The organism is Serratia marcescens subsp. marcescens ATCC 13880 (assembly GCF_017299535.1).
In the GTDB taxonomy this organism is placed as follows: Bacteria; Pseudomonadota; Gammaproteobacteria; order Enterobacterales; family Enterobacteriaceae; genus Serratia; species Serratia marcescens.
Map to the genome: position 1 here is coordinate 2326420 of NZ_CP071238.1, position 21523 is coordinate 2347942.

General features: G+C 62.3%; 22 protein-coding genes. 7 read left to right on the forward strand and 15 right to left on the reverse strand.

Annotation, left to right across the window (positions count from 1 at the left end):
• Positions 1–106 precede the first annotated feature (106 nt).
• The 4 genes from nth to rsxD are packed head-to-tail and all read right to left on the reverse strand — an operon-like array spanning position 107 to position 3167.
• Positions 107–748, reverse strand: a complete 642-nt coding sequence (gene nth, locus J0F90_RS11225) for an endonuclease III (RefSeq protein WP_004938407.1) — start codon at positions 746–748, stop codon at positions 107–109.
• Positions 748–1446, reverse strand: coding sequence for an electron transport complex subunit E (locus tag J0F90_RS11230; RefSeq protein ID WP_004938409.1), 699 nt, complete (start codon positions 1444–1446; stop codon positions 748–750). Before J0F90_RS11230 ends, nth begins: the two co-directional genes overlap by 1 nt.
• Positions 1443–2072 (reverse strand): electron transport complex subunit RsxG, encoded by a 630-nt coding sequence (gene rsxG, locus J0F90_RS11235; RefSeq protein WP_004938412.1) that lies wholly within the window; start codon positions 2070–2072, stop codon positions 1443–1445. Before rsxG ends, J0F90_RS11230 begins: the two co-directional genes overlap by 4 nt.
• A gap of 9 nt (positions 2073–2081) precedes the next feature.
• Positions 2082–3167, reverse strand: coding sequence for an electron transport complex subunit RsxD (gene rsxD, locus J0F90_RS11240; RefSeq protein ID WP_033640478.1), 1086 nt, complete (start codon positions 3165–3167; stop codon positions 2082–2084).
• 365 nt (positions 3168–3532) lie between these two features.
• On the opposite strand from rsxD, the gene J0F90_RS11245 reads away from it, so the two are divergent.
• Positions 3533–4426, forward strand: coding sequence for a helix-turn-helix domain-containing protein (locus tag J0F90_RS11245; protein WP_016927894.1), 894 nt, complete (start codon positions 3533–3535; stop codon positions 4424–4426).
• Positions 4427–4459: 33 nt separating this feature from the next.
• On the opposite strand, the gene rsxC is transcribed toward J0F90_RS11245, so the two are convergent.
• The 4 genes from rsxC to J0F90_RS11265 all read right to left on the reverse strand — a co-directional run bounded on the left by rsxC (position 4460) and on the right by J0F90_RS11265 (position 8269).
• Complete coding sequence (gene rsxC, locus J0F90_RS11250) at positions 4460–6547, reverse strand: electron transport complex subunit RsxC (protein WP_033640476.1); 2088 nt, start codon at positions 6545–6547, stop codon at positions 4460–4462.
• Positions 6540–7112 carry an electron transport complex subunit RsxB gene (gene rsxB, locus J0F90_RS11255; protein ID WP_004938428.1) on the reverse strand — a complete coding sequence of 191 codons (573 nt, stop codon included), beginning with the start codon at positions 7110–7112 and terminating at the stop codon, positions 6540–6542. The genes rsxC and rsxB overlap by 8 nt, the downstream gene beginning before the upstream one ends.
• A complete protein-coding gene (gene rsxA, locus J0F90_RS11260) occupies positions 7112–7693 on the reverse strand; it encodes an electron transport complex subunit RsxA (RefSeq protein WP_004938443.1) in 582 nt (193 codons plus the stop codon). Before rsxA ends, rsxB begins: the two co-directional genes overlap by 1 nt.
• A 135-nt stretch (positions 7694–7828) precedes the next feature.
• Complete coding sequence (locus J0F90_RS11265; protein WP_016927891.1) at positions 7829–8269, reverse strand: DUF2569 domain-containing protein; 441 nt, start codon at positions 8267–8269, stop codon at positions 7829–7831.
• Between the two features lie 222 nt (positions 8270–8491).
• Between J0F90_RS11265 and J0F90_RS11270 the strand changes: the two genes are divergently transcribed.
• Entirely contained in the window at positions 8492–9532 is a 1041-nt protein-coding gene (locus J0F90_RS11270; protein WP_033640475.1) for an oxidoreductase, read from the forward strand.
• Positions 9533–9604: 72 nt separating this feature from the next.
• Positions 9605–10609 (forward strand): bile acid:sodium symporter family protein, encoded by a 1005-nt coding sequence (locus tag J0F90_RS11275; protein ID WP_033640474.1) that lies wholly within the window; start codon positions 9605–9607, stop codon positions 10607–10609.
• 11 nt (positions 10610–10620) lie between these two features.
• On the opposite strand, the gene J0F90_RS11280 is transcribed toward J0F90_RS11275, so the two are convergent.
• From J0F90_RS11280 to J0F90_RS11290, 3 genes are all read right to left on the reverse strand, one after another.
• On the reverse strand, positions 10621–11166 hold the full coding sequence (locus J0F90_RS11280) for an AAA family ATPase (protein WP_033640473.1): 546 nt from the start codon (positions 11164–11166) through the stop codon (positions 10621–10623).
• 108 nt (positions 11167–11274) lie between these two features.
• Positions 11275–12273 carry an adenosine deaminase gene (add, locus tag J0F90_RS11285; RefSeq protein WP_016927887.1) on the reverse strand — a complete coding sequence of 333 codons (999 nt, stop codon included), beginning with the start codon at positions 12271–12273 and terminating at the stop codon, positions 11275–11277.
• Positions 12274–12409: 136 nt separating this feature from the next.
• Positions 12410–13165 carry a DeoR/GlpR family DNA-binding transcription regulator gene (locus J0F90_RS11290; RefSeq protein ID WP_033640472.1) on the reverse strand — a complete coding sequence of 252 codons (756 nt, stop codon included), beginning with the start codon at positions 13163–13165 and terminating at the stop codon, positions 12410–12412.
• Between the two features lie 96 nt (positions 13166–13261).
• On the opposite strand from J0F90_RS11290, the gene J0F90_RS11295 reads away from it, so the two are divergent.
• Together J0F90_RS11295 and J0F90_RS11300 are read left to right on the forward strand one after the other, a co-directional pair.
• Positions 13262–13855, forward strand: coding sequence for an NUDIX domain-containing protein (locus J0F90_RS11295; protein WP_033640471.1), 594 nt, complete (start codon positions 13262–13264; stop codon positions 13853–13855).
• A complete protein-coding gene (locus J0F90_RS11300; protein ID WP_033640470.1) occupies positions 13855–14223 on the forward strand; it encodes a hypothetical protein in 369 nt (122 codons plus the stop codon). The genes J0F90_RS11295 and J0F90_RS11300 overlap by 1 nt, the downstream gene beginning before the upstream one ends.
• Positions 14224–14255: 32 nt before the next feature.
• Here J0F90_RS11300 and J0F90_RS11305 read toward each other — a convergent pair whose 3' ends face one another.
• Entirely contained in the window at positions 14256–15437 is a 1182-nt protein-coding gene (locus J0F90_RS11305) for a MalY/PatB family protein (RefSeq protein WP_033640469.1), read from the reverse strand.
• Positions 15430–17049, reverse strand: a complete 1620-nt coding sequence (gene malX / locus J0F90_RS11310; RefSeq protein WP_033640468.1) for a maltose/glucose-specific PTS transporter subunit IIBC — start codon at positions 17047–17049, stop codon at positions 15430–15432. The genes J0F90_RS11305 and malX overlap by 8 nt, the downstream gene beginning before the upstream one ends.
• 223 nt (positions 17050–17272) lie before the next feature.
• Between malX and J0F90_RS11315 the strand changes: the two genes are divergently transcribed.
• A complete protein-coding gene (locus J0F90_RS11315) occupies positions 17273–18304 on the forward strand; it encodes a Mal regulon transcriptional regulator MalI (protein WP_033640467.1) in 1032 nt (343 codons plus the stop codon).
• Here the strand turns inward: J0F90_RS11315 and J0F90_RS11320 are convergent.
• The gene (locus J0F90_RS11320) at positions 18301–19182 is read right to left on the reverse strand and encodes a LysR family transcriptional regulator (protein WP_016927880.1); all 882 of its coding nucleotides are present in this window, start codon (positions 19180–19182) and stop codon (positions 18301–18303) included. The two genes, J0F90_RS11315 and J0F90_RS11320, sit on opposite strands and share 4 nt — an antisense overlap.
• 206 nt (positions 19183–19388) lie before the next feature.
• On the opposite strand from J0F90_RS11320, the gene blaSRT reads away from it, so the two are divergent.
• On the forward strand, positions 19389–20525 hold the full coding sequence (blaSRT, locus tag J0F90_RS11325) for an SRT/SST family class C beta-lactamase (protein ID WP_033640466.1): 1137 nt from the start codon (positions 19389–19391) through the stop codon (positions 20523–20525).
• A 29-nt stretch (positions 20526–20554) separates the two neighbouring features.
• Here blaSRT and J0F90_RS11330 read toward each other — a convergent pair whose 3' ends face one another.
• Positions 20555–21460, reverse strand: coding sequence for a LysR family transcriptional regulator (locus J0F90_RS11330; RefSeq protein ID WP_033640465.1), 906 nt, complete (start codon positions 21458–21460; stop codon positions 20555–20557).
• Between the last annotated feature and the right edge of the window lie 63 nt (positions 21461–21523).

Consider the following 21523-nt stretch of genomic DNA (forward strand, 5'->3'; position numbering starts at 1 on the left):
GTGATAACGCCGGGGTTACTGCTGCGCGATATCACATTTCCGATAAAAAAGAGGCGCTGGCGGGGGGGAGTGGCGGCGACGGGGGCGGTTTGCCGCCCCGTCAGACTCAGGATTCTGGATAAACCTTCTCTTTATACTCGCACAGGTCTTCGATGATGCAGGAGCCACAGCGCGGTTTGCGCGCGATGCAGGTGTAGCGCCCGTGCAGGATCAGCCAGTGATGGCAATCGACCTTGAATTCGGCGGGCACCACCTTCAGCAGCTTCTCTTCCACCTGATCGACGTTCTTGCCTGGCGCGAAGTGGGTGCGGTTGCACACCCGGAAGATGTGGGTGTCCACGGCGATGGTCGCCCAGCCGAAGGCGGTATTGAGCACGACGTTGGCGGTCTTGCGGCCGACGCCCGGCAGCGCTTCCAGCGCGGCGCGATCTTCCGGCACTTCGCCGCCGTGCAGCTCCAGCAGCATACGGCAGGTTTTGATCACGTTTTCGGCCTTGCTGTTGAACAGGCCGATGGTCTTGATGTACTCCTTGACGCCATCAACCCCCAGCGCCAGCATGGCGGCGGGGGTGTTGGCGACCGGGTAAAGCCTGGCGGTCGCCTTGTTGACGCTCACATCGGTGGCCTGCGCAGACAGCAGCACTGCAATCAGCAGTTCAAACGGCGTGGTGTACACCAGCTCGGTGGTCGGGTGCGGGTTGTTGTCGCGCAGCCGGGTCAAAATTTCCAGTCGCTTCTGCTTGTTCATCAGGCCTTCTCAGCACGTCCTTGTTCCAGCAGCGGTTCCGCCGCCACGGCGCGAGCTTTGCGCGCCTTCATTTTTTCGTCGATCAGATATTTGACCGCCAGCAGCAGCCCCAGGCCGATAAAGGCGCCCGGCGGCAGCATGGCCAGCAGGAATGGGCTGTCGAAATGCACCACTTCGATGCGCAGCGATTTGGCCCAGCCGCCCAGCAGTTGGTCGGCGCCGTCGAACAGCGTGCCGTTGCCCAACAGTTCGCGCATCGAGCCCAGCGTCACCATCACGCCGGTGGCGCCGAGGCCGATGGCCATGCCGTCCAGCGCCGAGAGGCCGACCGGCTTCTTGGCGGCCACCGCTTCGGCGCGGCCGACCACGATGCAGTTGGTTACGATCAATGGAATAAAGATGCCGAGCGACTGATACAGGCCGAAGGCATAGGCGTTGATCAGCATCTGCACGATGCTCACCACCGCGGCGATGATCATCACGTAGATTGGAATACGCACTTCGCTCGGCACCCAACGGCGCACCGCGGAGATGGAGGCGTTGGTCAGCGTCAGCACCAGCGTGGTGGCCAGCCCCAGGCCGAGCGCGTTGGTGACGGTGGAGGTCACCGCCAGCAACGGACACATGCCCAGCAGCTGCACCAGGGCGGAGTTGTTTTTCCACAACCCCTGGACGATCAATTCTTTGGCTTCACTCATTCGGCGGCTCCACACGCAGGTAAGCTTTCAAGTTTAGGCGGCAGCGTTTCCATATACAACGCCGTGCGGCGCACCGCATTGACCACCGCCCGCGGGGTGATGGTCGCGCCGGTGAATTGGTCGAACATGCCGCCGTCTTTCTTCACCGCCCAGCGCTTATCGTCCGGGCCTTCGATTTTCTTGCCGCTGAAGAAAGAAATCCAGTCGGAAATGCGCAGTTCAATTTTGTCACCCAGCCCAGGCGTTTCGTGGTGTTCAATCACCCGGGTGCCGAGCACCGTGCCGTTGAAATCGGCGCCGACCAGCAGCTTGATGGCGCCGGAGTAACCGTCCGGCGCGGTGGTTTCCAGCGCGGCGGCAGTCGGCTGCCCGTTTTTGCGCGCCAGGTACAAGCGGTGCGGCGCGCCGTCGCCCAAGGCCGGATCGCTGACCAGCAGGCATTCGTTCTGCATGATGTTGTCGTAGTTTTCCGGCGGCACCACCTGATCGAGCAGCGCTTTTTGCTGCAGCGCCGCCTGATGGGCGATGGTGGTTTTCGTCAGGGCGTAGACCACGGCGGTCAGGCCGGTGGTGACCGCCGCAAACACCGCCAGCGTGGTGCCGTGCTTTCTCATGGAATTCAGCATGGCGGCTCCTTAGCGATGGCCGTACACGCGCGGCTGCGTGTAGTGGTCGATTAACGGGACGGTGATGTTGGCGAGCAGCACGGCGAAGGCCACGCCGTCAGGGTAGCCGCCATAGACGCGGATCAGCCAGACCAGCACGCCGATCAGCGCGCCGTAGATTAAGCGGCCCTTCGGCGTGGTGGAGGCGCTGACCGGATCGGTGGCGATAAAGAACGCGCCCAGCATGCTGGCGCCGGAGAACAGGTGGATCAGCGGCGAAGCCTGATGCGCCGGATCGATCCACCAGGCCAGACCGGAACAGAAGGCGATGGCGGCCAACATGCTGAACGGGATTTGCCAATGGATCAGGCGGCGCGCCAGCATAAACAGGCCGCCGGCCAGGAAGCCGAGGTTGACCCACTGCCAGCCGATGCCGGCCAGCGCGCCGCCGAACAGCGGCTGCTGCAACACCTGTTCCACGCTGTGGCCGCTGCGCAGGCCGGTTTTGAAGCCGTCGAGCGGCGTGGCCTGGCTGATGCCGTCCACGCCCATCTGCAGTTCGTGCAGCGTCGCGCCCTGTGCGGTATGGCCGCTGAAAATGGCCAGCAGCGTGTCGTGGAGCGACAGCGCGGTGGCGCGCAGCTCATCCGGCGGCAGCCAACTGGTCATCTGCACCGGGAAGGAGATCAGCAGCACTACGTAACCGACCATCGCCGGGTTGAACGGGTTCTGCCCGAGGCCGCCATACAGCTGTTTGGCGATAACGATGGCGAAGAAGGTGCCGATGACGATCATCCACCACGGCGCCAGCGGCGGCAGGCTGATGCCGAGCAGCAGCGCGGTCAGCAGGGCGGAGTTATCCGCCAGCCGGCTGCGCACCGGCAGCTTGCGCAGCTTGAGGATCGCGCCTTCCGCGGCCAGCGCGACGATCGCCGCCAGCGCCACCTGAATCAGCACGCCGTAGCCGAAAAACCAAATCTGCGCCGCGATGCCGGGAATGCACGCCAACATGACCCACAGCATAATGCGGCTGGTGCTTTGCTGGTTGTGGGTGAAAGGCGAGCTGGCGATGTGTAAGCCTTTGGCGGCTGTGGGTGATACCGGCCTGAACTTCATAGAGTAACGATACCTTCTGCGCCGCGCCTGCGGCAGTTTCGATGCGCCATACTGCGGGCGCGGCAAAAATGATAGCCGAGCATTCTACCTGATTCGATGCGAGGGTAATACGCCTTAATGATAGGGGTATTCGGCTTTCCGCGCATCTGGCGATCGGGGCGGCGCGATTTGATTTTTTTTTGGCCGGGAAATGGGCTAACGTGAGGAATTGTCAGTGGAACTTGTGCCGCCATCGACCGCGGGAAATGGGGTAAGCGTATGAATGAGATATCATTTTTCTCCAGACTTCCGCACAAAATAACAACTTTCACATAATCCGTGTAGGTTACTATCGCGAACATTATTGAGTCAGTGAATCCATAATAATGACAAATGAAGACATTTTTTTTATTGAAGAGCTAATTGAGTGGGTGGAGATACATCTGGAGAAACGGCCAAACCTGGATGAAGTTGCGCGTATTTCGGGCTATTCCAAGTGGCATCTGCAGCGTAAATTCAAGCGTATTACCGGCATTCAACTCGCCACCTATATCCGTTCGCGCATCCTGACACGCGCCGCGGTGGCGCTGCGTATCACCCGTCGCTCCATCATCGACATCTCCGATGAGCTGGGCTTCGACTCTCAGCAGACTTTTACCCGCATGTTCAAGCAGCGCTTCGGCACTACCCCCAATCGCTACCGCTCGATGGAGCACTGGGACGTGAAAAACCTGATGCCGCGCTTTAACTTCGAAGCCAGCTACGGCGCCGGTTATTACCCGGAAGTGAAGCGGCTGACGCTGCCCGACATGCAGTTGGTCGGCTTCACGCGCCGGCTGGATTTCGCCTCCGAACAGGAGCTGGAGTACTCGTCCTGCATGGCGATGAAGGACGAGATTTTCAACGACTTCTTCAAGGGGCTGCACGTTGACTGTCGGCGGATTTACAGCATCTACTCCCCTCATGCCGGGGAGGGCGACGAGCTCTCATCCACGCTGGTGATGGCGGTCGATCCTGAACACAGAAAGGATATTCTTTCCAACCATCAGATAGACACCTTCCATTTGCCGAGCCGCGAGTTTATCTCTATCAACCATAAGGGGTCGGCGAAAGAGTGTTTGCAGTTTTTCGGCTACCTGATGTCGCATGTGATGCCGGGGTTGAAGGATGAAGTGCGCGGCAGTATGGAAATGGAGATCATTCAAACCAAAGAGTGGAATCCGGAATCCAAACTGCGCCAGATTGAAGTGGATTACACCTACCTGATCTCTATCGATTAAACGGCGCCCGGCGTCAGCCAGGCGCCGCTGTCATCATTTGTCTTCCGTTTCCGCCGCCAGCGATTCCCTGGCGGCTTTTTTGGCTTTGGCGCGGGCGATAGCCGCCGCGACCGCCGCCTTGCGCGGGTCTTCTTCGGCTGCCGCCGGCGCCGGTTCCGCCGGTGCAGAGGCATCCGCCTGTTGCGCCGCTTTCTTGGCTTTTACGCGCGCCAGTGCCGCCGCGACCGCCGCCTTGCACGGATCTTCTTCGGCTGCAACCGGCGCCGGTTCCGCTGGAGCAGGGGCATCCGCCTGCTGCTCTGCCTTTTTGGCCTTCACGCGCGCCAGGGCGGCCGCAACGGCCGCTTTGCGCGGATCGTCCTCTGTTGCTGCCGGGGCGGAGCTGTCTGCGGCCGGCGCCTCTTTACGCGCTTTCACACGGGCCAGCGCCGCGGCCACGGCGGCTTTACGCGCGTCGTCGCCGGCGGTCGCCGGTGGCGCTTCCGTTTCCACCTCGGCAGCCAGCTGGGCACGACGTTCGCGCGCCTGCGCTTTACGCGCTTCGCGGGCGGCGATCATCTCGCTGTTGTCCGGCTGCTGGCCGTTGACCGGCGTAACCGCCGCTTCGGCATTCTTGCTGCGCACGCGCGCCAGCGCGGCCTGCACTGCGCCCTGATCGTCGTCGGTCAGTTTGACGGCGGCCTTTTTATGTCGCTCTTCACGCGCCAGTTTTTCACGCTCCAGACGCGCCAGCTTGGCCTCGTAACGCGCCTTGGCCTCGGCGGTGCGCGCCGCTTCCAGATCGATAGCCTTGATTTCGGCCTTTTCCTGCCGGTAGTACTGCACCAGCGGGATATTGCTGGGGCAGACGAACGCGCAGGCGCCGCATTCGATGCAGTCGAACAGGTTATGGTTGCGCGCCTTGTCGTGCTCCTGTCCACGGCTGAACCAGTACAGCTGTTGTGGCAGCAGCCCGGCAGGGCAAGCGTCTACGCACAGGCCGCAGCGGATGCAGGACTGCTCCGGTTCCTGCGGCGTCATTTCATCCACCGTCGGCGCCAGAATGCAGTTGCTGATCTTGACGATCGGCACGTTCAGCGCGGGCAGGGTGAAGCCCATCAGCGGGCCGCCCATGACCACCATCTGCTGCGCCTGCGGGCGGAAACCGGTGAAGTCAAGCAGGTGCTGCACCGGCGTGCCAATGCGCGCCCACAGGTTGCCGGGGCGCTCGATCGCCTCGCCGGTCAGGGTAACTACGCGCTCAATCAGCGGTTCGCCGTCGACGATCGCTCGCTTGATGGCGAAGGCGGTGCCGACGTTTTGCATCAATACGCCGATAGCGGAGGAGTGCTTGCCGTGCGGCACTTCCTTGCCGGTCAAAATTTTGGTCAGCTGCTTGGCGCCGCCGGACGGGTATTTGGTCGGGATGACGCGCAGCGCAATGCCGGACTGGCCGCGCAACGCCAGTTTCAGCGCCGCGATTGCCTCCGGCTTGTTGTCTTCGATGCCGATCAGCGTGACCTTGGGCTGCAGAATGTGTTGCAGGATCTGCGTGCCTTCAATGATCTGATCGGCATGTTCCTGCATCAGGCGGTCGTCGGCGGTGATGTACGGCTCGCACTCGGCGGCGTTGAGGATCAGCGTTTCCACGCCGCTCATGCCGCCTTGCAGCTTGCTGGCGGTCGGGAAACCGGCGCCGCCCAGGCCGGCGATGCCGGCCTGATGAATACGTTGAATCAGTTCCGTGGCGGGCGATTGGCGATAGTCCGCCACCGGATCGCGCTCGCACCAGCGGTCTTCCCCGTCTGCCTCGATAATCACGCACAGCTCCGTCAGCCCGGACGGGTGAGCGGTGATGTGCGGGGTAATGGCGCTGACGGTGCCCGAGGTCGGGGCATGCACCGGCACGGTGCGCCCGCGGCCGACGGTCAGCGGTTGGCCTTTCAACACCCGATCGCCGGCGCTGACGCACAGCTCGCCTTCCGGCCCCAAATGCTGCTGCAGCGGAATGATAAAGGTCTTGGGCAGGGGCGCGACACGCAGCGGCGCACCGCTGGACTGCGTTTTCATTTCCGGTGGATGGATCCCGCCGTCGAAATCCCAGATCCGGTCTTTTTTAAAGGCGGCGAACAGATTAAGCATGTTGCTCCACGTGGATCACTTGCACCGGGATCGTCTTCATGTCCCACTTCCAGTTGGCGGTGGTGGTAGCGACCGGTCTCATTTCAATACAGTCGGTAGGGCAAGGTGCGACGCACAGATCGCAGCCGGTACAGAGGTCGGTGATGACGGTGTGCATGGCGCGGGTGGCGCCGACGATGGCGTCCACCGGGCAGGCCTGAATGCACTTGGTGCAGCCGATGCAGTTGGCCTCGTCGATATAGGCCACTTTACGCTCCGGCTCGGCGGCGGCTTCGCTGCCCAGCGGCTGCGGCTCTACGTTGAGCAGCTCCGCCAGTTTCAGCATCACCTGTTCGCCGCCCGGCGCGCATTTGTTGATCATCTCGCCGTTGGCCACCGCCTCGGCATAGGGGCGACAGCCGGGGTAGCCGCACTGCCCGCACTGGCTCTGCGGCAGGATCGCGTCGACCTGCTCGGCGACCGGATCTTCTTCCACCTCAAAACGGCGCGCGGCGTAGCCCAGCACCAGTCCGAACAGCAGCCCGAGCGCGCTCAAAGCCGCGATAGCTATCCACAACGCAGTCATTAGAATTTCACCAGCCCGGTAAAGCCCATAAAGGCCAGCGACATCAGCCCGGCGGTGATCAGCGCGATCGAGGAGCCGCGGAACGGCGCCGGCACGTCGGCGACCGCCAGACGTTCGCGAATGGCGGCGAACAGCACCATCACCAGCGAGAAACCGGCGGCGGCGCTGAAGCCGTAAACGGCGGACTGCAGGAAGTTATAGCCGAGGTTGACGTTTAGCAACGCTACGCCCAGCACCGCACAGTTGGTGGTGATCAGCGGCAGGAAGATGCCCAGCAGGCGGTAGAGCGCCGGGCTGGTCTTGCGCACCACCATCTCGGTGAACTGAACGACGACGGCGATCACCAGAATGAAGGAGAGCGTGCGCAGATACACCAGATCCAGCGGAACCAGAATAAAGGTGTTGATCACCCAGGCGCTGACGGAGGCCAGCGTCATGACGAAGGTGGTGGCCATTCCCATGCCGATGGCGCTTTCCAGCTTCTTGGAAACGCCGAGGAACGGGCACAGGCCAAGAAACTTCACCAGAACGAAGTTGTTCACCAGTACGGTGCCGACAAACAGGAGCAGGTATTCGGTCATTGCGATGCCTAAAAAAATAAAAGCCGCCTATTATCGGGAATCGGCGGCCGGACGACAACATATGAATCGCAGGGGTATTGCCTTTTTTGGCGAAAATTTACACAAAAACCCCGATAAAACGTGCTGCAATCGCCATTAACGTTCGGTAAAGGTGCCTTTGACCCGTTGCGAGCGCTTGATATAAGGCACCAGCAGCGCCGCCATCAGCAGCGGCCAGCCGAGGCTGCGCACCGCCACTTCATCCGGCACCGGCGCAAAGGCGAAGGCTTTCACCGCCAGGATCACCGTGATCAGCAGCCATAACAAGAACAGTTTGGGGAAGCGCTGCGAGCGCTGGCAAAACAGAAACACCAGCCACAGGGTGAAGCCCCACATCAAAAGCGTGGTCAGCACCGAAAAGTACCATTGCAGGGTAAACGCCTGGGCGTTGGTCAACAGATAATCGCGCGACTCGGGCATGAAGATCGCCATGGCGTACAGGAGCAGCATCAGGCTGGCGCTGAGCAGGGTGACGATCAGATAGGCCAGCGGGGCCAGCAACCAACCGCCGATACGAGTGTATTCAGCTTGAGACATAAAGGCTTCCTGATTGAAACGGGGATCACAGGCGGCATAGCTTAGCGGGTAATATAGGCTTCGTCATCTCTATCAAGCGGATAGCTCGGCATCGCGACGCCGGGCCGCACGTTTGGCTACTCCGGCCTCGCTTCGAATTAACATCTCATTTACTTCTTGTTCCATCCGGCCGCATGGTGTCAAATCGAAAGGGTCTGTCGTGAGCCAGCAAGAGGAAATCCCATGGCTGAGAAAATTCGTGTCGGGCTGGTCGGTTACGGCTACGCCGGCAAAACCTTTCATGCGCCGCTGATTGCCGGTACGCCGGGGCTGGAGTTGGCCGCCGTCTCCAGCAGCGATGCCGGCAAAGTGCACGCCGACTGGCCGTCGATGACGGTGGTGGGGGATGCGCAAGCGCTGTTCGCCGATCCGGCCCTCGATCTGATCGTCATTCCTACCCCCAACGATACCCATTTCCCGCTGGCGCAGCAGGCGTTGGCCGCCGGCAAGCACGTGGTGGTGGATAAACCGTTTACCGTGACGCTGTCACAAGCGCAGGCGCTGCAACAGCAGGCGCAGCAGAGCGGTTTACTGCTGTCGGTGTTCCACAACCGCCGCTGGGACAGCGATTTCCTTACCCTTAAAGCGCTGTTAAAGGACGGTTCGCTGGGCGAGGTGGTGTATTTCGAGTCGCATTTCGATCGCTACCGGCCGCAGGTGCGCCAGCGCTGGCGTGAACAAGGCGGCGTCGGCAGCGGCATCTGGTTCGATTTGGGGCCGCATCTGCTCGATCAGGCGCTGCAACTCTTCGGCAAACCCGAACGGCTGTTTGTCGATCTGGGTGAGCTGCGGCCGGGGGCGCAGGCAGTGGACTATTTCCACGCGCTGCTAAGCTATGGCGATCGCCGTGTGGTGCTGCACGCCAGCATGCTGGCGGCGGCAGAGAGCCCGCGCTACGTGGTGCACGGCACCCGCGGCAGCTATGTCAAATACGGCCTCGATCCGCAGGAAGACCGACTGAAGGCCGGCGAGCGTCTGCCTCAGGCCGATTGGGGCTATGACATGCGCGAGGGTGTAGTGACGCTGTCACGTGACGATCTGCTGGCGGAGCAACCGCTGCTCAACATTCCCGGCAATTACCCGGCTTATTACGCGGCGGTGCGCGACGCGATCGCCGGTACAGGCGAAAACCCGGTGCCAGCCGCCGACGCCATCGCGGTGATGGCATTGATCGAACTGGGGCTGGAATCGGCCCGGCTGCAGCAGGCGCTGCCGGTGGTTTGATACTGCCCATTTCTCTGTGCCCGGCGAAGCGTCGGGCCTTTTTACGACTTTACGTGCAAGGAAATTCGTTTCATGTCCTGGTTGCAGCGTTTGCGCATTGATAAATTTTTGCTGGTTCTGATTTTGGTGGTGATCGTCGCCTCGCTGTTCCCCTGCGAAGGCATCTGGAAAACCTTCTTTGAACACCTGACCACCGCGGCCATCGCGCTGCTGTTCTTTATGCACGGCGCCAAGCTGTCGCGCGAGGCGATCATCGCCGGCATGAGTCACTGGAAGCTGCATCTGCTGGTGTTCCTCAGCACCTTTGCGCTGTTCCCGCTGCTCGGACTGGCGATGAACCTGCTGGTGCCGGGCATCATGACGCCGACGGTCTATCTCGGTTTCCTCTATCTGTGCGCGCTGCCGGCCACGGTGCAGTCGGCCATCGCTTTTACCTCGGCGGCAGGCGGCAACGTGGCGGCGGCGATCTGCAGCGCCTCGGCGTCGAGCATTCTTGGCGTGTTCCTGTCGCCGCTGCTGGTGGGGGCGTTGATGCATACTCAGGGCGGCAATACCGACGTGTTGCACGCCATCGGTTCAATCATTTTGCAATTGATGGTGCCGTTCGTGATCGGTCACCTGGCGCGGCCATTGATCGGCAAGTGGATCGACCGTCATCGCAAGCTGATCAACCTGACCGACCGTTCGTCGATCCTGCTGGTGGTGTATACCGCGTTCAGCGCGGCGGTGGTGGAAGGGATTTGGCACCGCATCGACGGTTGGTCGCTGCTGACCATCCTGGTGATGTCGCTGGTGCTGCTGACGGTGGTGCTGGTGATCAACACCTACGCGGCGCGCTGGCTGGGCTTCAACACCGCCGATGAGATCACCATCGTCTTCTGCGGTTCTAAAAAGAGCCTGGCGAACGGCATTCCTATGGCCAACGTGCTGTTCCCGGCCGCGGCGGTGGGCGCCATGGTGCTGCCGCTGATGATTTTCCACCAGGTTCAACTGATGGTGTGCGCGGTGCTGGCGCAGCGCTATGCGCGTAAAACCGCCAAACAGCGGGCCGAGGCGGAGGCGCTGGCGGCCAAATAGGCCGCAGGCCGCTAACGGTGGCTCAGCGCGTCGAGCAGAAAGTCGGCGCGCTCGTCCGGTGAGGCGCGCGGCAGTTCTTGCAGCTGATAGCCATAGCGGCGATAGACGGCCACCATCGCCCGGTAGGTCAGCTCGGCTTCGGCGAAAGATTGTTTTCTCTCACTGTCCTGCGCGTAGATCGCTTGCCACGGCGGGGCGATGAACACCCTTTCGGCATAGCGAAAGGCGCCGATCGCCGCCGTCAAATGCGCGGGGATCGGCAGTCCGCACAGCGTGAGATACCCGGCGATATCCGGCAGCCCGCGATCGAAGAACCAGCATGTTTCCCCCGTCGCTTCGCGCCATGAGCGCAGTTCCCAATCGAGCATCCGCTCGGCGAAGGCCTGGCGATCGCCCCACGGCAGCGCATGGCCGCCGATACTCACCTGATCCTGAATAATCGCCCGGCCGGCCTCCTGCGAGTGCGGAAAGCCTCGGCGATGAAGAACGTCGATGAGCGTGCTTTTGCCCGAACCCGGGCCGCCGGTCAGCACGATGCGGCGTAGTTTGTCAGACATGCGGAATTCCTCTCTTGCAACAGAGTGATGGAGTGAAAACAGCGATAAAGACGCGCAGGCGAAGAAAACGGGGGATGAGAAGAAGGCGCCGTTTGGCGCCTTGGGAGATTAGCCTTGAACTTTGGCGCGCAGTGCCTGTTTTTCCTGCTCGCTGAGGAAGGCCAGCTTCAGGCCGTTTTCCTGCGCGGTGCGGATTTCTTCCGGCGTCAGCCCGGCTTGCGGCGCGGCGACGCGGTATTCATGCTCGATCTCGATGCCCTGAACCGCCGGATCGTCGGTGTTGATCGACGCCAGCACGCCGTGGCGCAGGAAGGTGGCCAGCGGATGCTGCGCCAGCGACGGCACGGTGCTGGTCTGGATGTTGGAGGTCAGGCAGGATTCGATGCCGATGCCGTGTTCCGCCAGGAAGTCCATCAGAGCCGGATCTTCGACCGCTTTCACCCCGTGGCCGATACGTTCGGCGCCCAGCTCGCGGATCGCCTGCCAGATGCTTTCCGGGCCGGCGGCTTCGCCCGCGTGCACGGTGATGCGCAGGCCGGCGTCGCGCGCGCGGTTGAAGTGGCTGAGGAACAGGCTGCCGGGGAAGCCCAGCTCATCGCCCGCCAAATCCAGCGCGGTAATGCCGTCGCGGTGCGCCAGCAATCCTTCCAGTTCCTGCAGACAGGCGGCCTCGCCGAAGGTGCGGCTCATGATGCCGATCAGGCGAATGTCGATGTCGCGATCGCGGCAGCCCGAACGGATCCCATCGATCACCGCTTCCACCACGCCGGCGACCGGTAGTTGATGCTTCATCGCCATGTAGTAAGGGGAGAAACGCAGCTCGGCATAGTGCAGGCCGGCGTTGGCAGCGTCCTCGACGTTTTCGTAAGCCACCCGGCGGCAGGCGTCCAGATCGCCCAGCACCGCCACGCCCCAGTCCAGTTTCTGCAGGAAGCTGACCAGATCCGGTTCGGCATGGGTGATCTGCACGTGCGGGCGCAGGCTCTCCAAATCATTGGCCGGCAGGGCGAGATTGAACTGGCGACCGAGGTCGAGAATGGTCTGCGCGCGGATGTTGCCGTCGAGATGGCGGTGAATGTCGGTAAGCGGTAGGCGGGGATCGATCATGCTGGGCACTCGCTAATTTATCGTAGGTAAAGTGCAGAACAGTATAAAAACAAATGAATGAAACTTGCCATTTCGTTGCATAAAAAAGTGATGTGAATCACAAATAATGCGCGATATATCGCATTATCGTCGCGAATCAGGCTTTCAACACGCTGACGCCCGCCTGCTGCAACGGCGCGATCAGTGCGTCATCGGTAGCCCGCTCAACGATGACGGTGTGCGCCAGCGTAATATCGCCGATCGCATACTGCGAGGCGGCGTTAAGCTTGGCGGCGGAGGCCAGCACCACGGTTTCCGCCGCGCGGGCCGCCAGCGCGCGTTTGATGTAGGCCTCCTCCAGATCGCCGGTGCTCAGACCTGCAGTGGGGTGCACGCCGGTCACGCCCATGAAATAAATATCGGCGCGGATATGCGACATCGCTTCTACGGCGGCGGCGCCGACGCTGACGATCGAATGCTTGTACAGCCGGCCGCCGATCAGGATCACCTCGACGGTGGGGTGATCGACCAACCCCACGGCGACGCTGGGGCTGTGGGTGACGATGGTGGCGTTGAGGTTGGCCGGCAGTTGCCTGACCAGCTCTGCGGAGGTGGTGCCGCCGTCGATGATCACCACCTGGCCGGGGGCGATCAGCGCCGCCGCCGCTTTGGCGATCGCGCGTTTGGCGCCGGATTCCAAGTGATTGCGTTCGGCGAAGCTGGCGATGGCGGAAGAAACCGGCAGGGCACCGCCATGCACCCGTTGCAGCAACCCCTCGGCGTCCAGTTCACGCAGATCGCGCCGGACCGTATCTTCCGACAGCCCGAACATCTCGCTGAGCTGTTTGGCCAAGACCTGACCATCCTGGGCCAGTTTTTCCAAAATGATCTTCTTGCGTTGGCTGGTCAACATGGCCATTTCCTCTCAAACTTCCTATGCACGAAATATCTTGATCATACACGAAACTGCACGATAGTATCAATTTCCTTCCTCTGGCGGAGTAAACCGATGATAGCCACCAAAGACAGGGTTCGCATTGTCGAAACCCGGGTGTTGTCCGATGACTGGTACCTGCTGAAAAAAAACACCTTTGATTTTCTGCGGCGCGACGGCGTCTGGCAACGGCAAAGCCGTGAGACTTACGATCGCGGTGACGGCGCGGTGATTTTGCTGTTCAACCGGCAGGCGAAAACGGTGATCCTGACGCGCCAGTTCCGCTTTCCGGTGTTCGTCAACGGTCATGACGGCATGCTGATTGAGGCCGCCGCCGGGCTGTTGGACGACGCGTCGCCGGAGGCGCGCATCCGCGCCGAAGTTGAAGAGGAAACCGGCTATTTCGTGCATAACGTGGAGAAAGTGTTTGAGGCGTACATGAGCCCTGGCTCGGTCACCGAAAAGCTGCACTTTTTCGTCGGTGAATATCAGGCGAACGATCGCCTCAACGAGGGCGGCGGGCTGGCGGCGGAGGGCGAGGATCTGGAGGTGCTCGAGCTGCCGCTGGCGCAGGCCCTGCAGGCGGTTCGTCAGGGTACGATCGTTGACGCCAAAACCATCATGCTGCTGCAGTTTGTCGCCTTGAACCGGACGTTGGAGGAAGAATGATGAAAGCACAACAAATCTTGATCGCCGGCCCCTATCGCAGCGGCACCGATGGCGATCCGCAGCGTATCGCCGCCAATCTGGCGCGCCTGGAACAGGCGGCGCTGGCGGTTTACCAGCGGGGGCACGTGCCGGTGATCGGCGAGTGGCTGGCGCTGCCTTTGGCGGCCGCGGCCGGTTCCACTCAGGTTGGCGATGCGGTCAGCGAGGCGTTTCTTTATCCGGTGGCTCACCGACTGATTGCGCAGTGTCAGGCGGTGTATCGCATCGAAGGGGCGTCTGCGGGGGCCGATAACGACGTGCGGTTGGCTAACGAATGGGGATTGACGGTCTATCGTCATCTGGAGGAAATCCCGTCTGTTCAGGCGTAACGGAGGGGCGGGCAGAGGCTCGCCCCCTCGCGCTATTGCTCGTCCAGCACCAACCTCAACCCGGCGATCAGCTTGTCCATGCCGGCTTCCAGCTTGCTGCGCGGGCAGCCGACGTTGAGGCGCACGAACCCGCGGCCTTCTTCGCCGTAGGTAAAGCCCGGCATGATCGCCACCTTTTCGCGCTCGATCAGCGCCTGCTGCAGCGCCCGATCGTCCACGGCCAGCGGCCGCAGATCGATCCAGGCCAGGTAGGTGGCCTGCGGCGGGCGCCAGCCCAGCGCGGGAAACGCCTGCTCCAGCCGCTCGGCGACGTAGGTCAGATTATCCTGCAGATAGTCGCGCAGGGCATCCAGCCAGGGTGCGCCGTGGCGATAGGCGGCCACGTGCGCCGCCACCGCCAGCACCGCCGGTGAGGAGAGGCCGTCGCGGGCTTTGAGCTGCTGGAAATAGGCTTCGCGGCTGGCGTCGTCGCTGATAAAGCCGTAGGCGCCGGTCAGTGCCGGAATGTTAAAGCTCTTGGAGCCGGAGGTCAGCAAGGCCCAGGCGCCGGTCGCCACCTGGCTCCACGGCGTATGGCGGTGTTCACCCCATGCCATATCCATGTGGATTTCGTCGCTGATGACGCGCACGTCGTGGCGCTCGCACAGTTCGGCCATCTGCTGCAGCTCGTCGCGGCGCCACACCTTGCCGGTGGGGTTGTGCGGGCTGCACAGCAGCAGGATCTTGGTTTGCGGCCGCGCCAGCAACGCCTCAAGGTGCGCCATGTCGCAGCGCCAGTCGTCGCCGGCCTTGTGCAGCGGGCAGGCCAGCAGCTGGCGTTGGTTGGCGAGGATCACCTTGTAGAAGGCGTCGTAAGCCGGGGTATGGGTCACCACATAGTCGCCCGGTACGGACCATTGGCGGATCAGCTGCGCCGCCATGTAGATAACGGAAGGGCCGTACACCGCCGTTGCGGTGTCGATGGCGACGTTGAAACGTTGCTGATACCAGTGGCGCAGCGCGCCGAGAAAATCTTCGTGCTGCCAGCGGCTGTAGCCCAGCACGCCGTGCTGCAGGCGCTGTTGCAGCGCCTCGAGAATGCACGGCGCGGTGGCGAAATCCATATCGGAGATGGTGAACGGCAGCAGGTCGTCGCTGCCGAAACGATCGGCGATATAGTCCCACTGGGTGCACCAGGTGCCGTGGCGGTCGATCGGGGTGGAGAAATCAAACATGGGTGGCTCCCTGCAGCGCCGCGGCAGGTTGCGCCGTGGCTATCAGTGAGTCTAATTCATCTTTCACCGATTGCACCTGCGGGCCGATCACCACCTGCAGATTGTGGTCGTTGAGATGCACCACGCCGATGGCGCGATTGGCTTTCAGCGCCGCGTCGTCCACCCGGCTCATGTCGTTGACCGACAGGCGCAGGCGGGTGATGCAGTTGTCCAGCGTAATGATGTTGCCCGGGCCGCCGAGCGCCGCCAAAATCGCCGGCACATTGTAGCCGGATTTGCCCACCGCGCCGCTCGGCGCGCTTTGGCTGACGGCGCTGTCGCTCTCACGGCCCGGCGTTTTGATGTTAAAGCGCTGGATGGCGAAGCGGAAAATGGCGTAATAGCCGACGAACCAGACGGCGGCCACCACCGGCACCAGATACCACTTGGTGGCGGTGCCGTGCAGAATGCCGAACACCACGAAGTCGATGATATTGCCGTCGGTGTTGCCGATGGTCACGCCCAGCAGCGCCATCACGGTAAAGCCCAACCCGGTGAGCAGCGCGTGGATCAGATACAGGAACGGCGCGACGAACAGGAACAGGAACTCGATCGGCTCGGTGGTGCCGCCAACCACGCAGGCCACCACGCCGGAAATCAACAGCCCTTTGATTTTATGGCGGTTCTCCGGTTTGGCGCAGTGGTACATCGCCAGCGCCGCGCCCGGCAGGCCGCCGAGAAACGCCGGCATTTTACCCTGCGACAGGAAGCGGGTGGCGCTCTCGGCGAAGCCGGTGGTGGTCGGACAGGAGAGCTGCGCCTGGAAGATGGTCAGGGCGCCGCTGACGCTGTGGCCGCACACCTCCATCGTGCCGCCTGCCTCGGTAAAGCGGATCAGCGCCACCAGAATGTGCTGCAGGCCGAACGGCAGCAGCAAGCGTTCGCCGGTGCCGAACAGCATCGGGCCAAAGGCGCCGGCGCTGTTGATCACCCAACCCAGCCCGGTGATGCCGGCGGCGAACCACGGCCAGATCAGCGGGATCACCAGGCCGCACAGCCCCAGCACCACGGTGGTCACGATCGGCACGAAGCGCGTGCCGCCGAAGAACGCCAGCGCGTCCGGCAGGCGGATGGTGTGGAAGCGTTCATGCAGGCGATAGACGATGATGCCGACGATTACCGCGCCGAGGATGCCGGTATCGATCGACTGAATGCCGAGGATGTTCTGGATATTGTTGGCTTTCAGCACCAACGGATCGCTGGTGGGCAGCACGCCGGCGGCGGTCAGGTAGAAGTTGGTGCCCAGATTCAGCACGGCGAAGCCGACGAAACCGGAGAAGGCGGCGACGCCTTTGTTTTCGCGCGCCATGCCCAGCGGAATGGCGATGGCGAACATCACCGGCAGGAAGCTGAAGGCGAAGGAGCCTACCTTGCTCATCCAGGTAAAGATCAGCTGGAAGATCGGGTGGCCGATAAACGGCATCAGGGTGATCACGTCGCGGCTGCTCAGCGAGCTGCCGATCCCCAGCATGATGCCGCAGAAAGAGAGCAAGGCGACGGGCAACATGAACGTTTTGCCCAGGCTCTGGAAGAACTCCCAGAGGGTGATTTTGGGTTTGTTGGCTGCTGACATAACCGACTTCTCCTGGCGAAAAGACGAGCAAAAAAGGGACTTCTGATTAGGTAAAAAGAAGATAAAACGTTTTACCTAGCAAAAATGCGCCGCCAATCACAAATCTGCCGCCCGGTTTTTGGCGACAATGCGGCAGGCAGTAAAACGTTTTACTGAGCTAACGGATTCGGTATACCCTTGATCATTACGGCGCGGGTTGCCCAGGAACGGGTTCGCAGAGACTATGAGCATCAAAAAAATCACCATCACCGATGTGGCGCAGCAGGCGGGCGTGTCGGTCACCACGGTTTCCCTGGTGTTGAGCGGCAAGGGGCGCATTTCGCCGACCACCGCCGAGAAGGTCAATCAGGCGATAGAGCAGCTGGGTTATGTGCGCAATCGCCAGGCGGCGACGCTGCGCGGCGGGGAGTCCGGAGTGATTGGCCTTATTCTGCGCGACATCTGCGAACCCTTCTATGCCGAAATGACCGCCGGGCTGAGCGAAGCGCTGGAGGCGCACGACAAGCTGCTGTTTTTAACCCAGAGCGGGCGCGACGGCCAGGGCTTGCAGCGGGCGTTTGACGCGCTGCTGGCGCAGGGCGTCGACGGCATCGTGCTGGCGGGCGGCATCCGCGCGGCGGCTGGGCTGAAGGAAAAGGCGGCCGAGCAGGGCGTGCCGCTGGTCTGCGTGGCGCGCTCCAGCGGTCTCGATGGGGTGGACGTGGTGCGCCCGGACAATATGCAGGCCGCCAAGCTGGCCACCGAATTTTTGATCAAACGCGGTCACAGCCAAATCGCCTACCTCGGCGGCCAGAGCGACTCATTGACGCGCGCTGAGCGGTTGGGCGGTTTTTGCGCCACGCTGGTGCAGTACGGCCTGCCGTTTCGCAGCGAATGGATCGTCGAGTGCGATTGCCGGCAGCGTGAGGCGGCGGAAGCGGCAGAGCAACTGCTGCGCCACTACCCGAATATTACCGCCATCGTCTGCCACAAGGCGTCGGTGGCGCTCGGCGCCTATTTTGGCCTGACGCGCAGCGGCCGCAGCATCGGCTCGGACGGGGTCGACGCCTACTATGGCCGGCAGGTGGCGCTGATCGGTTTCGGCGACGTGCCGGAGGCCGAACTGACCGAGCCGCCGCTGACCTTCGTCTCCAGCTCGGCGCGGGAAGTGGGGCGCAGCGCCGCCGCGCGCCTGCTGCAGCGCATCGGTGACGCCGATCTGCCGGCGCAGAACGTCATTTTGCCGCCGACGCTGATCCGGCGCGGCTCCGCCTAGTCCCGCCGCTGTTCCTCTTCCGCCTCCCGGCGGATCCAGCCGATAAAGGTTTTCATCGCCGGCGTCAGATCCCGCGATTTCAAATGGGTCAGCCAGTAGGCACCGAGCGCGGCCTCGGCGGCGAATGGCCGCTGCAGCGCACCGGCGGCCAGTTCGCGGCGGAACATGCTGACCGGCGCCAGCGCCACGCCGTCGCACTGGATCGCGCCTTCCACCATCAGCCGGGATGAGTCGAACACCGGTCCGTTGATCCGCCACGGCGTCACCTGCGCAGCCGTGAACCAGCGCTCCCATTCATCCTTGCGGTAAGTGCGCATCAGCTGCTCGTGCTGCAGATCCTGCGGCGTGCGCAAGCGCGCGGCGACCGCCGGCGGGCAGAGCACCGTCAGCGGCGCGTCGAACAGCTTGATATTGCAGGTGGCGGGCCAGAGACCTTCGCCGAAACGGATGGCGAAATCCATGCCGTCGGCCGACAGATTGACCAGGTTGTTGTGGGTCAGCACCCGCAGATCGATGAACGGATGCGCCGCGCGGAACGCCGCCAGCCGCGGCATCAGCCAGCCGACGGCGAAGGTGCCGACCACCGCCACCGTCAGCACCTCGTGGAAATGCCCGCCTTCGAACTGCTGCAGCACCGCCTCGATGCGGTCGAAAGCGTCGCTCAACACCGGCAGCAGCGCCTGGCCCTCTTCGGTCAGATCCAACCCGCGCGGCAGGCGGCGGAACAGCTGAATGCCCAGCTGTTCTTCCAGCATGCGCACCTGCTGGCTGACGGCGGCCTGGGTGACGCGCAGCTCCAGGCCGGCGCGGGTGAAGTTCAGGTGGCGGGCGGAGGATTCGAACGCCCGCAGGGCGTTGAGGGGAAGTCGGTTGCGCATTGTCGATAGCCATAAGTTTTTCTTTATGCTGGCTGAAATTATTATCGCTTGTCAACCCGACGGCAAAATCCGATATTTGGCGCGGCTGCTGAGAGCGTCGCGGCAGCCGTAAAGGAATGACATCATCAACCAGGGAAAGCGCCGTGCATGACGCCAATAAAAACTTTTGGCCGCGGCCGATGCCCTGCAACCGAAGAGCCTCTATCATGACGAAAATGAACCGCCTGGCGGCCGCACTGATCGCCGCACTGATCTTGCCGACCGCGCACGCCGCGCAGCAGCAGGATATCGACGCCGTTATTCAGCCGCTGATGAAAAAATATGGCGTGCCGGGCATGGCGATCGCCGTGTCGGTCGACGGCAAACAGCAGATTTACCCGTATGGCGTCGCCTCGAAGCAGACCGGCAAACCGATCACCGAGCAGACGCTGTTCGAAGTGGGCTCGCTGAGCAAAACCTTCACCGCGACGCTGGCGGTCTATGCGCAGCAGCAGGGCAAGCTGTCGTTCAACGATCCGGCCAGCCGCTACCTGCCCGAGCTGCGCGGCAGCGCCTTCGACGGCGTCAGCCTGCTGAATCTGGCGACGCATACCTCCGGCCTGCCGCTGTTCGTGCCGGACGACGTGACCGACAACGCCCAACTGATGGCCTACTACCGGGCCTGGCAGCCGAAACATCCGGCGGGCAGCTACCGCGTCTATTCCAACCTCGGCATCGGCATGCTGGGCATGATCGCCGCCAAGAGCCTCGACCAGCCGTTTACCCAGGCGATGGAGCAGGGGATGCTGCCGGCGTTGGGCATGCGCCACACCTACGTTCAGGTGCCGGCGGCGCAGATGGCCAACTATGCGCAGGGCTACAACAAGGACGATAAGCCGGTGCGGGTCAATCCCGGCCCGCTGGACGCCGAGTCTTACGGCATCAAGTCCAACGCTCGCGATCTGATTCGCTATCTGGACGCCAACCTGCAGCAGGTGAAGGTCGCGCAGCCGTGGCGCGAGGCGCTGACCGCGACGCACGTCGGTTATTACAAGGCGGGCGCGTTCACGCAGGATCTGATGTGGGAGAACTACCCGTACCCGGTGAAATTGTCTCGTTTGATCGAGGGCAACAACGCCGGGATGATCATGAACGGCACGCCGGCTACCGCCATCACGCCGCCGCAGCCGGAATTGCGCGCCGGCTGGTATAACAAAACCGGCTCTACCGGCGGTTTCTCCACCTACGCGGTGTTTATCCCGGCGAAGAATATCGCCGTGGTGATGCTGGCCAACAAATGGTTCCCGAACGACGATCGGGTCGAGGCGGCTTACCGCATCGTGCAAGCGTTGGATAAGCGCTGATCGTGGGGGGCGCCGTCGGGGCGCCCCTGTTACCGGTGCTGTCGATCTCGCCGCTCGCGCATGAAGTCGATAAAGGCGCGCAGCTTGAGCGGCAGATGCCTGCCGGCGGGAAAGTAGATGAAAAATCCCGATGCCTCGCTGGCATACTCCGGCAGCACTTCCACCAGATCGCCCTGCGCCAGCTCCTGCAACACCGTGCCCTGAAAACGCTGTGCGATACCCAGCCCCGCCAACGCCGCATCCTTGATCAGCCGATCTTCGTTAAAGATCAAACTGCCGCTGACGTCCAGCGCCCGCTCATCGCCGTGCCGGCTGAAATACCAGGGTTCCAATTTGCCGCTGCCGGGAAAACGGTAGCGCAGGCAATGGTGCGCAAGCAGATCGTCCGGCGTGGCCGGCGCGCCGCAACGCGCCAGATAGTCGGGCGAGGCGACCAGCACCCGGCGCTGGCCGTTGTCGATTGGCACGGCGATCATGTCCTTTTGCAACATGGCGTGCATGCGAATGCCGGCATCGAAACTGCCCAGCACCAGATCGGAAAAGCGATCTTCGGTAAACAGCTCAAGCTGCACTTCGGGATAGCGTCGCTGAAATTCCGCCAGGTGCGGCATCACCAGCAGCGAAGCGGCCAACTGCGGCAGCGTAATGCGCAGCAGGCCCGCCGGCTGCGCGCCCAGGGCGCGCACGTCGTCCGCCGCCACGTCGATCTGGCTCATGGCCGGCGACACCTTCTGATAGAACAACCGGCCCTCGTCGCTGAGGCGCACCGAGCGGCTGGTGCGGTGGAATAACCTCACTCCGAGCTGATTCTCCAGCGCCTGAATGTTTTGCGACACCGCCGGCGGCGTGACGCCCAGTTGGCTGGCCGCGCGGGTAAAGTTGCCCAGCCGTGCCACGGCTTCGAAATAGGGCAGCAGTTGCAGGAGTGAACTCATCTATTAATAACCTGTGCTTAATGATTCATTAAATTATGCCTTATTTTAATTTATGACGAACGT